General features: G+C 66.4%; 10 protein-coding genes. 6 read left to right on the top strand and 4 right to left on the bottom strand.

All coding sequences use genetic code 11. From position 1 onward, the window contains the following. Positions 1-74 precede the first annotated feature (74 nt). Positions 75-995 carry an AraC family transcriptional regulator gene (locus A6723_RS19450; RefSeq protein WP_054909011.1) on the bottom strand — a complete coding sequence of 307 codons (921 nt, stop codon included), beginning with the start codon at positions 993-995 and terminating at the stop codon, positions 75-77. A gap of 121 nt (positions 996-1,116) precedes the next feature. Between A6723_RS19450 and A6723_RS19445 the strand changes: the two genes are divergently transcribed. The 5 genes from A6723_RS19445 (at position 1,117) to A6723_RS19425 (ending at position 6,250) form a co-directional block, all read left to right on the top strand. Beyond that, positions 1,117-2,280: an isobutyryl-CoA dehydrogenase gene (locus tag A6723_RS19445; RefSeq protein ID WP_054909012.1), complete on the top strand. Its 1,164-nt coding sequence runs from the start codon at positions 1,117-1,119 to the stop codon at positions 2,278-2,280. Positions 2,281-2,489: 209 nt separating this feature from the next. After that, on the top strand, positions 2,490-3,308 hold the full coding sequence (locus A6723_RS19440) for an enoyl-CoA hydratase (protein WP_054909022.1): 819 nt from the start codon (positions 2,490-2,492) through the stop codon (positions 3,306-3,308). Positions 3,309-3,318: 10 nt separating this feature from the next. Next, positions 3,319-4,422, top strand: coding sequence for an enoyl-CoA hydratase/isomerase family protein (locus A6723_RS19435; protein WP_054909013.1), 1,104 nt, complete (start codon positions 3,319-3,321; stop codon positions 4,420-4,422). Between the two features lie 178 nt (positions 4,423-4,600). Further along, a complete protein-coding gene (mmsB, locus tag A6723_RS19430) occupies positions 4,601-5,485 on the top strand; it encodes a 3-hydroxyisobutyrate dehydrogenase (protein ID WP_054909014.1) in 885 nt (294 codons plus the stop codon). A gap of 123 nt (positions 5,486-5,608) precedes the next feature. Beyond that, a complete protein-coding gene (locus A6723_RS19425; RefSeq protein WP_054909015.1) occupies positions 5,609-6,250 on the top strand; it encodes an NAD(P)-dependent oxidoreductase in 642 nt (213 codons plus the stop codon). A gap of 196 nt (positions 6,251-6,446) precedes the next feature. On the opposite strand, the gene A6723_RS19420 is transcribed toward A6723_RS19425, so the two are convergent. The 3 genes from A6723_RS19420 to A6723_RS19410 are packed head-to-tail and all read right to left on the bottom strand — an operon-like array spanning position 6,447 to position 11,334. Further along, the gene (locus A6723_RS19420; protein ID WP_054909016.1) at positions 6,447-7,817 is read right to left on the bottom strand and encodes an HlyD family type I secretion periplasmic adaptor subunit; all 1,371 of its coding nucleotides are present in this window, start codon (positions 7,815-7,817) and stop codon (positions 6,447-6,449) included. Next, positions 7,807-9,963, bottom strand: a complete 2,157-nt coding sequence (locus A6723_RS19415) for a type I secretion system permease/ATPase (protein WP_054909017.1) — start codon at positions 9,961-9,963, stop codon at positions 7,807-7,809. The genes A6723_RS19420 and A6723_RS19415 overlap by 11 nt, the downstream gene beginning before the upstream one ends. 21 nt (positions 9,964-9,984) lie before the next feature. Then, positions 9,985-11,334 carry a TolC family outer membrane protein gene (locus tag A6723_RS19410; protein WP_037016421.1) on the bottom strand — a complete coding sequence of 450 codons (1,350 nt, stop codon included), beginning with the start codon at positions 11,332-11,334 and terminating at the stop codon, positions 9,985-9,987. Between the two features lie 338 nt (positions 11,335-11,672). Between A6723_RS19410 and A6723_RS19405 the strand changes: the two genes are divergently transcribed. After that, positions 11,673-13,499 (top strand): retention module-containing protein (locus tag A6723_RS19405; RefSeq protein ID WP_175405566.1); only part of this gene is annotated, 1,827 nt, incomplete at its 3' end.

Genomic DNA, 13,499 nt, shown 5'->3' with positions numbered 1-13,499 from the left:
CGCCGCAGACTAGCGAGCCTCGACTCGATCTGCACGGTGGCACACGCCATCCCGGTAGACGCCGCGCGTCAGGCTCAACCGGTATGCAGCGCCCGGTAGTGACTGGGCGCCATGCCTACCACGCTCTTGAACAGCCGCGAGAAGTAGTACGGATCGGCGTAGCCCAGCTGCTCGGCGACCTGGCGCACTTCGAGATTGCCCTGGTCGAGCAGGCGACAGGCGTGGGTCATCTTCAGCCGGATGAAATCCTGGATCGGCGCCTGGCCAGTCAACGCGCGGTAGGTCTTGGCGAAGTGGAAGCGCGACAAGCGGAACTGCGCGGCCAGCTCGTCGAGGTTCAGCGCGTCGTGCAAATGCTCGCGCATCATCGCCTGCACCGCCTCCACGTCCAGCACCCGGCCGGACTTCAGCCGCGCGCGCGCCGGGCGCAGGGCCAGGGAAGTCAGCAGGCTCTGCAACAGGTGGGCGGCATGGATGAAGTGCGGCAGGCTCAGGCCCTGGCGGCGCAGCGCCAACAGCGCATCGAATTCCCCGAGGATGCGCGGCTGCACGCCCACCCGCAGGCGCGGCGATTTGCCCAGCGGACGCAGGAAATCCTCCGCCAACCGGCCGTCCAGGTGCACCCAGAAGATCGACCAGGGCCGCTGCGGATCGGCCCCATAGGCATGGGCACGGCCTTTGGGCAGCACCAGCAGGTCACCGCCGGTGACCTCGAATCGTCCATCCGCTGTTTCCAGCCAGCCTTGCCCGGCGCTGCAGTAGATCAGCAGGTGATCATCAGGGATTTCCCGCTCCATGCGGTGCCCCACGGCTGCCGGGTAGTAGCCCAGGGCCAGTGGATAGCAGGCCTGACCCAGCGGATGGCGGTCCAGCGCGCGGCGCAGGCGTGGCGGAGTGATGAAGCGCACGCCCTGCTGCGGCAGCGGCCAGGTGGAAATGAGCGGGCGGGACACGGCTGGCCTCCGGAATCGGCAATGCCAAGATCGTCCATCCATTGCCCAAGATCGTCAATCCACAGCCGCGGGCGCAACCGCTATAACCGGAACTCTCCAAGCGAAAAGAACGCGTGCGCCACGCACGCCGCTGTAGCCGACAAGAATAAACAGAGGTAGCTGCATGCATTTCGATCTGTCCGAAGAACAACGCCTGCTGGTGGACAGCGCCCGCGCCTTCGCCAGCCGCGAACTGGCGCCCCACGCCGCCGACTGGGACCGCCAGCACCACTTCCCGGTGGAGGTCATCCGTCGCGCTGCCGAACAGGGCTACCTGGGCCTGTACATCGCCGAAGAGGACGGCGGCCTTGGCCTGTCGCGGTTGTCCGCGTCGCTGATCTTCGAGCAACTGGCCGCCGGCTGCGTCGCCACCACCGCCTACATGACCATCCACAACATGGCCAGCTGGATGCTCGCCAGCTTCGCCGACGCCGCGCTCAAGGAGCAGTGGCTGCCGGGCCTGATCGGCGGTGAGTTGCTGGCCTCCTATTGCCTCACCGAGCCAGATGCCGGCTCCGACGCCGCGCGCCTGCGCACCCGCGCCAGGCGGGATGGCAACGACTACGTGCTCGACGGCGCCAAGACCTTCATCTCCGGCGCCGGCAGCACCGACGTGCTGATCGTCATGGCGCGCACCGGCGAGGAAGGCGCCAAGGGCATTTCCTGCTTCCTGGTGCCGGCCAACGCCGAGGGCATCCGCTACGGCCGCAACGAGGACAAGATGGGCTGGAAGGCCCAGCCGACCCGCACCATCACCTTCGAAGGCGTGCGCATTCCCGCCGGCAACCGCATCGGACCGGAAGGCCAAGGCTTCGTCTATGCCATGAAGGGCCTGGACGGCGGCCGCCTGAACATCGCCAGCTGTTCCCTCGGCGCCGCCCAGGCGGCGCTGGAGCAATCGCTGCGCTACGTCGAGGAACGCAAGCAGTTCGGCAAGGCGCTGGCCGAATTCCAGGCGTTGCAGTTCAAGCTCGCCGACATGCTCACCGACCTCACCGCCAGCCGGCAGATGGTGCGCCTGGCCGCGCACAAACTGGACCACAAGGACGGCGAGGCGACGCTGTATTGCGCCATGGCCAAACGCTTCGCCACCGACCGCTGCTTTGTGTTGTGCAACGAGGCGCTGCAACTGCACGGCGGCTACGGCTACCTCAACGACTACCCGCTGGAGCGCTGGGTGCGCGACAGCCGCGTGCACCAGATTCTCGAAGGCACCAACGAGATCATGCGGGTAATCGTTGCCCGCCGTCTGTTGGAACAGGGTGGGATGCTGGATCGGTTTCTGTGACCACCAAGCAATTTGGGGGCAGGCGGACAGCCCCTCTCCCCCGCCCTCTCCCTTCGGAGCGGGACGCGTAGCCAGGGTCAGAGAGAGGGAAGCCCGGCAAGAAATGGAAAAACCGCCCGCCGATGCGGGTGCAATCGAACAGAACGGACATGGACTCATCACGGCCGACCTGCCTAGAGTCCATGCCCATGACCGCCAAGGAGATGCCCATGAGCAACGCCCTCGAGCCCTACAAGCCCGGAGTCTTCGACCTGACCCACAAGCTGACGGTGGAAAAGCACGGCCACACCGCGCTGATCACCATCAACCACCCGCCGGCCAACACCTGGGACCGCGACTCGCTGATCGGCCTGCGCCAGGTGATCGAGCACCTGAACCGCGACGACGACATCTACGCCCTGGTGGTGACTGGGCAGGGGCCGAAATTCTTCTCCGCCGGCGCCGACCTGAATATGTTCGCCGACGGTGACAAGGCCCGCGCCCGCGAGATGGCCCGCCGCTTCGGCGAAGCCTTCGAAGCGCTGCGCGACTTCCGTGGCGTCTCCATCGCCGCGATCAACGGCTACGCCATGGGTGGCGGCCTGGAGTGCGCGCTGGCCTGCGACATCCGCATCGCCGAGCGCCAGGCACAGATGGCCCTGCCCGAAGCTGCCGTAGGCCTGCTGCCCTGCGCCGGCGGTACCCAGGCGCTGCCGTGGCTGGTGGGCGAGGGCTGGGCCAAGCGCATGATCCTCTGCGGCGAGCGCGTGGATGCCGAGACGGCGCTGCGCATCGGCCTGGTCGAGCAGGTCGTCGACGCCGGCGAGGCACGCGGCACGGCTCTGCTGCTGGCAGCCAAGGTCGCGCGCCAGAGCCCGGTGGCGGTGCGCACCATCAAGCCGCTGATCCAGGGCGCCCGCGAACGCGGCCCGACCACCTGGCTGCCGGAGGAGCGCGAGCGCTTCGTCGACCTGTTCGACGCCGATGACACCCGCGAAGGCGTGAACGCCTTCCTGGAGAAACGCGATCCGCACTGGCGCAACCAATAAGGCCCCGACCATGAATGTGATGTTCGAAGAACGCCCTGGCCTGCACGGCTTCCGCATTGGCGTGGTGACGCTGGACGCGGAGAAGAGCCTGAACGCCCTGAGCCTGCCGATGATCGAGGCGATGAACCATCAACTGCACGTGTGGAAGGACGACCCGCAGATCGCCTGCGTGGTGTTGCGCGGCAACGGCGGCAAGGCCTTCTGCGCCGGCGGCGACGTGCGCAAGCTGGTGGACGCCTGCCGCGAGCAGCCCGGCGAGGTTCCCGCCCTCGCCCGCCGCTTCTTCGCCGATGAATACCGCCTGGACTACCTCATCCACACCTACGGCAAACCGCTGATCTGCTGGGCCCACGGCTACGTGATGGGCGGCGGCATGGGCCTGATGCAGGGCGCCGGCGTGCGCATCGTCACGCCCAGCAGCCGCCTGGCCATGCCGGAAGTGAACATCGGCCTGTACCCGGACGTCGGCGCGAGCTGGTTCCTCGCCCGCCTGCCCGGCCGCCTCGGCCTGTTCCTCGGCCTGACCGCCACGCAGATGAACGCCCGCGACGCACTGGACCTGGACCTCGCCGACCGCTTCCTGCTCGATACCCAGCAGGAAGACCTGATCGAAGGCCTGGTGCAACTGAACTGGCGCGAACAGGCCGACGTGCAACTGCACAGCCTGCTGCAGGCGCTGGAAAACGAAGCCCGCGGTGAATTGCCGGATGCCCAGTTGCTGCCACGCCGCGAACGCCTGGATGCGGTGCTGGACAGCGCCAACATCGCCGAGGCCTGGCACGCCCTCACCGCACTGGCCGATGACGAGGACACGCTGATCGCGCGGGGAGCGAAGACCCTCGCCTCGGGCTGCCCGCTGACCGCTCATCTGGTCTGGGAACAGATCCGCCGCGCACGCCATCTGTCGACTGCCGAGGTGTTCCGCATGGAGTACGCGATGAGCCTGAACTGCTGCCGCCACCCGGAGTTCCCGGAAGGCGTGCGGGCCCGGCTGATCGACAAGGACAACACCCCGCACTGGCACTGGCCGGATATCGCTGCCATACCTGATGCTGTGGTGAATGCGCACTTCGACGCGACCTGGGAGGGCGAGCATCCGCTGGCGGATCTTTAGCCGCCCCTGCCGTCCTCTGTAGCTGCGTAGGGCGCATAACCTGGAACAGGTTATCCGCCGCCCACCTGAGTGGCGGATAACGCTTGCGCGTTATGCGCCCTGCGAGAGCTGCCGCCCGGAGCTGGCATGACTTCTCCTGGCGCTGGAGTGCCCTGCGGTCCAACAGGAGGAAACCAGCATGCAAACCATCGCCTTCATCGGCCTCGGCCACATGGGCGCCCCCATGGCCGCCAACCTGATCAAGGCCGGCTACCTGCTGCGCGTGTTCGACCTGGTGCAGAGCGCCATCGACGGCCTGGTCGTCCAGGGTGCCAGCGCCGCCCGCAGCGCCCATGACGCGGTGGACGGCGCCGACGTGGTGGTCACCATGCTGCCGGCCAGCGGGCACGTCGAGGGGCTCTACCTCGGCAACGAGGGCCTGCTGGCGCACATTGCCCCCGGCACCCTGGTGCTGGAGTGCTCTACCATCGCCCCCGCCTCGGCGCGCAAGGTCCACCAGGCTGCCGTCGAGCGCGGGATTCCCATGCTCGATGCACCGGTCTCCGGCGGCACCGGCGGCGCCATCGCCGGTACCCTGACCTTCATGGTCGGTGGCGACGCCGAGGTGCTCGAACGCGCCCGCCCGGTGTTTTCCGCCATGGGCCGGAACATCTTCCACGCCGGCGGCGACGGCGCCGGGCAGGTCGCCAAGGTGTGCAACAACCAGCTGCTCGCCGTGCTGATGATCGGCACCGCCGAATCCCTCGCCCTCGGCGCCGCCAACGGGCTGGACCCTGCCGTGCTGTCGGAGATCATGCGCCGCAGCTCCGGCGGCAACTGGGCATTGGAGGTGTACAACCCCTGGCCCGGCGTGATGGAGAATGCCCCCGCCTCACGCGGCTACAGCGGTGGCTTCATGACGTCGCTGATGACCAAGGACCTGGGCCTCGCGCTGGAAACAGCACAGGTCAGCGGCAACAGCACGCCCATGGGCAGCCTGGCACTGGCGCTGTATCGCCTGCTGGTGAAACAGGGCCATGGCGAGCAGGACTTCTCGGTGGTGCAGAAACTCTTCGATAACTGACCTTATTGTGAAGCCACGCTTACGAGTGCATGGCGTAAGGGTGGCTTTATCCACAACCGCGTCGGGTCGAAGATGAATCACCTGCCGCCAGCGCGCGGCGATTTCTCCCACAAAGGTGATTCCATGAACATTGCCCTGATCGGCGCGACCGGCCACGTTGGCCACTACTTCCTCGAAGAAGCCCTGCGCCGCGGCCATAGCGTGACCGCGCTGGTGCGCGACCCGGCGAAGCTGCCGGCGCGCGACAACCTCAAGGTGATCCAGGCCGACGTCTACGACCCGGCCCAGGTCGCCCGCGCCGTGGCCGGGCAGGACGTCGTGGTCAGCGCATTCAATGCTGGCTGGGGCAACCCGGATATCCGTGGCGCCCACGCCAAGGGCAGCCGCGCCATTCTTGACGGCGTGAAGGCGTCCGGTGTGAAGCGCCTGCTGGTTCTCGGCGGCGCCGGCAGCCTGGAGATCGCCCCCGGCCAACGTCTGGTGGACAGCCCGGAATTCCCCGAGCAATGGAAACAGAGTGCACTCGGCGCCGCCGACGCGCTGGATCAGTTGCGCGCCGAGAAGGAACTCGACTGGGCTTTCCTCAGCCCGGCGATGCTGCTCGACGGCGAAACCCGCACCGGCAGCTTCCGCATCGGCGGCGACCAGGTGTTGTTCGATGGCAACGGCGAGAGCCGCATTTCCCTGCCGGACCTGGCGGTGGCGATGATCGATGAGGCCGAGCAGGCCAATCATCATCAGCAGCGGTTTACCGTGGCGTATTGATTCGCTGCGGCTGGTTCGCGAGCAAGCTCGCCCCTACAGACACGGATTGCTGCATGGCGCTCTTGTAGGAGCGAGCTTGCTCGCGAACCGTGTTCCAGCCAACGCGCAGGGGTTGAGCTGATCGCGGACGGAGTCCCGTGCACCCACAAAAAAGGGCCATCCCATGGGATGGCCCTTTTGCGCAGGCCCTCTCGGCTTACCGCTCGCGCAGCGCTTCCGCCTTGGCCCGCAGGATGGGCTTGAGCAGGTAGCTGAGGATGCTCTTCTTGCCGGTCATGATGTCCACGGTGGCGATCATGCCGGGGATGATCAGCAACGGCTTGTCGTCGCTGCCCAGGTGGCTTTTGCGGGTGCGCAGCTTGATCAGGTAGAAGCTGTTGCCGTCCTCGTCGGTGACGGTGTCGGCGCCGATCTGCTCCAGGTCCGCCTGCAGGCCACCGTAGATGGTGTAGTCGTAGGCGGTGAACTTGACCATGGCGTGCTGGCCGGGGCGCAGGAAGGCGATGTCCTGCGGACGGATGCGCGCTTCCACCAGCAGGGTGTCGTCCAGAGGGACGATCTCGATCAGGTCGCTGCCCGGCTGGATCACACCGCCGATGGTGTTCACCAGCAGTTGCTTGACGATGCCGCGCACTGGCGAGGTGACCAGGGTGCGGCTGACGCGATCCTCCAGCGCCTTGCCGGTGGCGGTGGCCTTGCTCAGCTCGGTGCGGGCTTCGTTGAGTTCCTTCAGTGCATCGCTGCGGAAGCGCGACCGGGTTTCGGCAACCTTGCGCTCCACTTCCTTCACCGCTGCCTCGGCCCGTGGGATCGCCAGGGTGGTGGCATCGAGCTGGCCACGGTTTTCCACTTCACCGCGCTTGAGACGCAGCAGTTCCACCTGGGACATCGCGCCCTGCGCCACCAGCGGCTCGGACATGGAAATCTCCTGGCGCAGCAGGTTCAGGCTGTTGCGGTACTGCGCCTGCTTGGAGACGAACTCGCGCAGTTCCTGCTGCTTCTGCACCAGCTGTTGCTGCAGGCCATCGGTTTCGTCCTTGAGCTGCTGCTGGCGGCTGTGGAACAGCGCCTCTTCACTGCTGGCCTGGCCGGGCACCTTGGCGCGCACATCGTCGGGGATGTTCAGCGCGCGCTCTTCCACCTCGGCAGACAGCCGCTCCACCCGCAGGAACATCGCCAGGCGGTCGGCCTCGGTTTCACCGACGTTGGACTGGAAGCGCGTCGGGTCCAGGCGCATCAGTTGCTCGCCGGCCTGCACCACCTGCCCTTCGTGGACGAATATCTGCGAGACGATGCCGCCTTCCAGGTTCTGGATCTTCTGTACCTTGGACGAGGGAATCGCCTTGCCCTCGCCGCGGGTGACCTCGTCGATCTGCGCGAAGTGTGCCCAGAGCAGCAGGAAGGCGACGAAGCCGATCAAGATCCAGATGGTCAGGCGCACCACGCGCGGCGCGTCCTCGATCAGCGCCTTGCTGACTTCCGGAAGCGGCTGGCCGGAGAGGTTGTCGCCGCCCTTGAAATAGCCACGGACAGAGTGGCGGATACTGCCCAGAGGATTAAGCGACACTGATCTGCCCCTTCTTCAGTGCATCCATGACCACGTCCTTCGGACCGTCGGCAATGATGCGTCCCTTGTCGATGATCACCAGGCGGTCCACCAGGCTGAGCATGGAGGCGCGGTGGGTGACCAGCAGCAGTGTCTTTTCGCCCATGATCGATTGCAGGCGCTGTTTGAGGCGCTCCTCGCCGGCGTTGTCCATGGCGCTGGTGGGTTCGTCCAGCAGCAGGATCGGCGGGTCGAGCAGCAATGCGCGGGCCAGGGCGACGTTCTGCCGCTGGCCGCCGGAGAGGTTGTGGCCACGCTCGCCGACCTGCAGTTCATAGCCCTGCGGGTGCAGGCGGACGAACTCGTTCACGCCGGTCAGCTCGGCCACTTCCAGCACGCGTTCGTCATCGATGTAGCGCGCGCCGCTGACCAGGTTGTCGCGCAGGGTGCCGCTGAACAGGCTGATGTCCTGCGGCACGTAGCCGATGTTGTGGCGCAGCTCGCTGATGTCCAGTTGGCGCACGTCGGCGCCGTCCACCAGCAGGTTGCCGTTTTCGGGCTGGTGCAGGCCGACGATCAGCTTGGCCAGGGAGCTCTTGCCCGAGCCGCTGCGGCCGATGATGCCGACCTTCTCGCCGGCGCGGATCTGCAGGTTGATGCCGTGCAGCGCCGCAACCTGCTGGTTCGGATAAGCGAAGTCGAGGCCGCGCATCTCGATGCCGCCGCGCAGCTGCGAGCGGGTCAACGGACGTTCGTCGGCGTTGCGCTCCTGCGGCAGCTCCATCATCTGGTTGGTGGTGGCCATGGACAGGCGCGCCTGCTGGTAGCGCTGGATCAGCCCGGAGAGCTGGGTCAGCGGGCCGAGGGCGCGGCCATTGAGCATGTAGCAGGCGATCAGGCCGCCCATGGAGAGGTCGCCGGCGATGATCAGGTAGACGCCGCCGATGATCATGACGACCCCGGCCAGCGCCTGGATCAGCACGGTGATGTTCATCGCCAGGGTCGACAGCAGCTTGACCCGCAGTTCCAGGCGGCTGAGGGTGCCGATGGTCTGCTCCCAGAGGTACTGGCGCTCGCTCTCGGCGTTGTTGACCTTCACCGCGTCGAGGCTGGCGAGCGTCTCGATCAGGCTCGACTGGCGTTCGGCGGCCAGCGCCATGGTGCGGTTCATGGTCTCCACCAGCGGCTTCTGCAGCAGCCAGCCCAGGCCCGCGGCCAGCGGGAAGGCAACCAGCGGGACGAACACCAGCGGCCCGCCGATGATGCCGATCACCAGCAGGATCAGCAGGGTGAAGGGCATGTCGATCAGGGTGGTCAGCGTGAGCGAGTTGAGGAAGTCGCGCAGCGTCTGGAATTCGTGGATGTTCTGGGCGAACGAGCCGACCCGCGCCGGGCGGTACTTCATGCTCATGCCGACGATGCGCTCGAACAGCGTCGCCGAGATGATCAGGTCAGTCTTCTTGCCGGCCAGGTCCAGGCACAGGCCGCGCATGGTCTTGAGCAGCAGGTCGAACAGGTAGGCGCCGCTGATGCCGATGGCCAGCACCCAGAGGGTGGCGGCGGCCTGGTTGGGCACCACGCGGTCGTACACGTTCATGACGAACAGTGGCGCGGCCAGGGCGATCAGGTTGATCAGCAGGCTCGCGGCGACGGCGTCGACGTAGAGCCAGCGGGAACGCTTCAGGGTGTCGCGGAACCAGCTCTTGGCGCGCGGGATCAGCTCGCCGTGCTGCAGGTCGAACTTGTGCTGCGGCTGGGCGAAGAAGGCCTGGCCGGCGTAGTCCTCGCTCAGCAGCTCGCGGGAAACGCGCACTTCACCGCCATCGCTTTCCGACAGCAGCAGGCGCGCATCGCCATTGCTTTCCCAGCCCAGCAGCACTGCGCAGCGCCCTTCGCGCAGCAGCAGCATCGCCGGCATGGCGAGGGCCGGAATCTGCCCCAGCTTGCGCTGCAACAGGCGCCCTTGCAGGCCGGCGCGAGCCGCCGCACGGGGCAGCAGCTCGGCGGAGAGGCGCTGCCCGGGCAGCGGCAGGCCGCTGGTGAGCATGGCGCGGCTGGCCGGCTTCTGGTGCAGCTGACAGAGCGTCAGCAGGCTGTCCAGCAGCGGGTCGTCGAGCAGACCGCGCGGATCGTGGCTTAGGGGTACTGCGCTGACTTCTTGATCCACGCGGATGCTCTCTCGGGCAGGTTAGTTAAGGCCGGGCAGCTGGACTCGCGGCTTGATGTCTTCGGAAGCCACCGCAGCCATCGGTGCTACCACGCCCTGGCTCTTGAGCAGCTCGCCCAGGGTCGCCTTGATGCGGTACTGGGTGAACAGCTCGGTGTACTTCAGGTCGACCAGACGGCGCGAAGCGTTGAACAGTTCGTTCTCGCTGTCCAGCAGATCGAGCAGGGTGCGCTCGCCGATGGTGAACTGCTTCTGGTACGCCTCGCGCACGCGGGTGCTGTAGTCCACATACTGGCGGGCGATCGGCAGCTGGTCGCGGGCGTTGTTCAGGGCGTTCCAGGACAATCCGAGTTCCTCGTTCAACTGGCGCAGGGCGTTGTTGCGGATATCCAGGGCCTGGTTCGCCTCGTAGGACTTGGCTTCCAGCTCGGCCTTGTTGCTGCCACCGGCGAACAGGTTGTAGCGCATGCGCAGCATGGCCTGCCATTCGTTGTTGTGGCCTTCTTCTCCGTCGAGGTTGTTATCGGCACCACGGGAAAGTTCTGCATCGAATCTCGGATAGAAGGTCGATTTCGCCGCGTCGTACTGCTTCTCGGCGGCGGCCACGTCGGATTCTGCGGAGCGCAGGATCGGGCTGTTTTCCACCAGCTGGCGACGGGCGGCCTGCAGATCTTCCGGCAACTGGCCGGCAAGACCGGTCGGGTCGCTCAGGTCCACCGGGTCGCTGCCCACCACGCTGTAGTAGTTGGTGCGGGCGTCGGCCAGGTTGGTCTTCTCGGTCATCAGGTTGTTCTGCGCCTGGGCCAGGCGGGCCTCGGCCTGGTCCTGGTCGGCGAGGCGACCAACGCCGCGGGCACTGCGCAGGCTGATCTGGTCGTAGACGCGCTGGTGGTTCTTCAGGTTTTCCTCGGCCAGACGAACCATTTCCTGACGACGCAGCACATCGGTGTAGACCTGGGCGACATCCAGCGCGGTGCGCTCGGAGGTTCCCAGCAACGCGTAGGCGCGGGAGTTCACGTTGGCCTGCTGGCGGCCGACTTCGCTGGAGGTGGCGAAACCGTCGAACACCATCTGGCGCAGGGCAAGGTTGGATTCGCCACGGTTCAGGGTTTCCCAGTGGTCGCCTTGGCCACGGGTGGTGGTGTTGTCGGAGCCTTCACGGCCATAACCGGCGGTCAGGTCGACGGACGGCAGGTAGCCACCCTTCGCCGCACGCAGCTGCTTGTCCGCGGCGAGTCGGGAGTTCACCCCGGCCTGGATTTCCGGGTGGTACTCCAGGGCCTTCTGCATGGCCTGGTTGAGCGAGTCGGCGTGGGCGGGCAGGACGAATGAAAGGGCGAAGGGCACTACAGCAGCGAATCGCATACGCATGAGGAAAACATCCTTATCAATGGGATAGCCGCAGCGATTCGATTGCCGCAAATAGCGTCAAAAGACCGGCGAATGCGCTGCAAGGAAGCATCGAAAAGCGTGATGTATTTCACGCTAAATTTTTTTACGCGAGCACCCGATATCAAAGTGACATCGATTTGCCAATTGTTTAGGATGGCAATCGAATGGTCAATACATTGGCATATACGTAATTTCCATCCGCTATAAGCCATGTTTTTGACGCCAACTTTTTTGCTCTTACAGACAAGGGAATGCCCCTGGCGCCGACCTCCATGCGGCCCGGTCGGCAACCAGGCAAGCCTCACCAGGAGAAGTGCATGAGCAGCGTCGTCGCCGTCGTGAAAAGCATCATCGGCCAAGTGATTGCGGTATCCCCCGAGGGCGTCCAGCGCGTCCTGGTCGAAGGTGACCGCATCTACCAGGGCGAACAGCTGCTCACCGGCGCCGCAGGAGCGGTGACGCTCGACGTCGGCAAGGGCAAGCTGGTGGACCTGGGCCGCGACAGCCAGTGGAGCAGCGCCGACCTACCGCAGGCCGAGACGCACCACGCAGCCGCGCAGCCGGCCAACGCTCCGAGCACCGAGGACCTGCAGAAGGCCATCGCCGCCGGCCTCGACCCGACCCAGGCCCTCGCCCCTACCGCGGCGGGCCCCAGTGCCGCTCCGTCGGCAGGTGGCAATGGCGGCGTAGGTGGCGGTCACAGCTTCGTGATGCTCGATGCCACCGCCGGGCACGTCGACCCGAACATCGGCTACGCCACCGCCGGCCTGGACAACGGCGGCTCCGCCGGCGACGAGCGCCAGGGCGACCTGCCGCCCAACCTCGCGCCAGAATTCAGCGAAGGCAGCAACGGTGTGCTGAACCTCACCACCGCCGAGGACACCCTGCTCACGGGCACCTTCGCCGCCCGCGATCCGAATGGCGACACCATCAGCTACAGCGTCGGCCAGGCCCCGGCCAATGGCCTGCTGGTGCTCAATCCCAACGGCACCTGGCAGTACAACCCGAACGGCGACTACAACGGCGCCGACAGTTTCACCGTGATCGTCACCGACGCCCGTGGCGCCACCAGCACCCTGGTGGTGAACGTCGGCATCACCCCGGTGAACGACGCTCCGGTGGCTACTGGCACCTATACCAGCACCGTCACCGACACCGCCGCCAACGACAGCTTCGCCGACATCAAGGGTCAACTGACCGCCACCGACGTCGACGACACCAACCTGACCTGGAGCGGCAGCGCCAAGGGCGCCTACGGTGAGCTCACCGTCAACACCGACGGCAGCTACACCTATGTGGTCGACGCCAATGCGGTGAACGCCCTGCCCCTGGGGCAGAACCCGAGCGAAAGCTTCACCGTCACCGTGACCGACCCGTCCGGCGCTACCGACACCCGCGTCATCACCATCAACGTGCAGGGCGCCAACGACACGCCGGTCGCCCAGGATGGCCAGGCCAGCGTCACCGAGGACAGCGTGATCGGCGGCCAACTGGTGGCCACCGACCGCGACACCGGCAGCACCCTCACCTTCACTACCAACGGCAACCCGCCGGCGGGCTTCACCCTGAAGCCGGACGGCAGCTGGACCTTCGATGGCAAGGACCCGGCCTACCAGCACCTGGCCGAGGGCGAGACCCAGGTGGTGCAGGTGCCCTACACCGTCACCGACGAGCACGGCGCCACCAGCACCGCCACGCTTACCGTGACCCTGACCGGCACCAACGACGCGCCGGTCGCCCTGCCGGGCGCTGCCACCACCGAAGAGAACACCGTGCTCAACGGCCAGGTTCCGGCCGCCAGCGACGTGGACGGCAGCGTCACCGGCTACCARCTGACCACTGGCGTCGGCCAGGGCAACGGCAGCCTGAGCTTCAAYCCGGACGGCAGCTACAGCTTCAACCCCGGCAAGGACTTCGACAGCCTCGCCCAGGGCGAGACCCGCGACGTGACCTTCACCTACCAGGCGAAGGACAACAACGGYGCGCTGAGTGACCCGCAGACCATCACCATTACCGTCACCGGCACCAACGACGCGCCGGTTGCCCAGCCGGGCACCGCCACCACCGAGGAGAACACCGTTCTCAATGGCCAGGTTCCGACCGCCAGCGACGTGGACGGCAGCGTCACCGGCTACCAACTGACC

Origin of the sequence: Pseudomonas sp. AU11447 (assembly GCF_001672555.2) — a bacterium.
Classification (GTDB): domain Bacteria; phylum Pseudomonadota; class Gammaproteobacteria; order Pseudomonadales; family Pseudomonadaceae; genus Pseudomonas; species Pseudomonas nitroreducens.
This window is presented reverse-complemented; position numbering and strand designations above follow the sequence as displayed.

Excerpts from the sequence above, each read along its gene's own strand:
- A6723_RS19450 (WP_054909011.1), bottom strand. The coding sequence starts at position 995 with ATGGATGGACGATCTTGGCATTGCCGATTCCGGAGGCCAGCCGTGTCC.
- A6723_RS19445 (WP_054909012.1), top strand. The coding sequence starts at position 1,117 with ATGCATTTCGATCTGTCCGAAGAACAACGCCTGCTGGTGGACAGCGCC.
- A6723_RS19440 (WP_054909022.1), top strand. The coding sequence starts at position 2,490 with ATGAGCAACGCCCTCGAGCCCTACAAGCCCGGAGTCTTCGACCTGACC.
- A6723_RS19435 (WP_054909013.1), top strand. The coding sequence starts at position 3,319 with ATGAATGTGATGTTCGAAGAACGCCCTGGCCTGCACGGCTTCCGCATT.
- mmsB (WP_054909014.1), top strand. The coding sequence starts at position 4,601 with ATGCAAACCATCGCCTTCATCGGCCTCGGCCACATGGGCGCCCCCATG.
- A6723_RS19425 (WP_054909015.1), top strand. The coding sequence starts at position 5,609 with ATGAACATTGCCCTGATCGGCGCGACCGGCCACGTTGGCCACTACTTC.
- A6723_RS19410 (WP_037016421.1), bottom strand. The coding sequence starts at position 11,334 with ATGCGTATGCGATTCGCTGCTGTAGTGCCCTTCGCCCTTTCATTCGTC.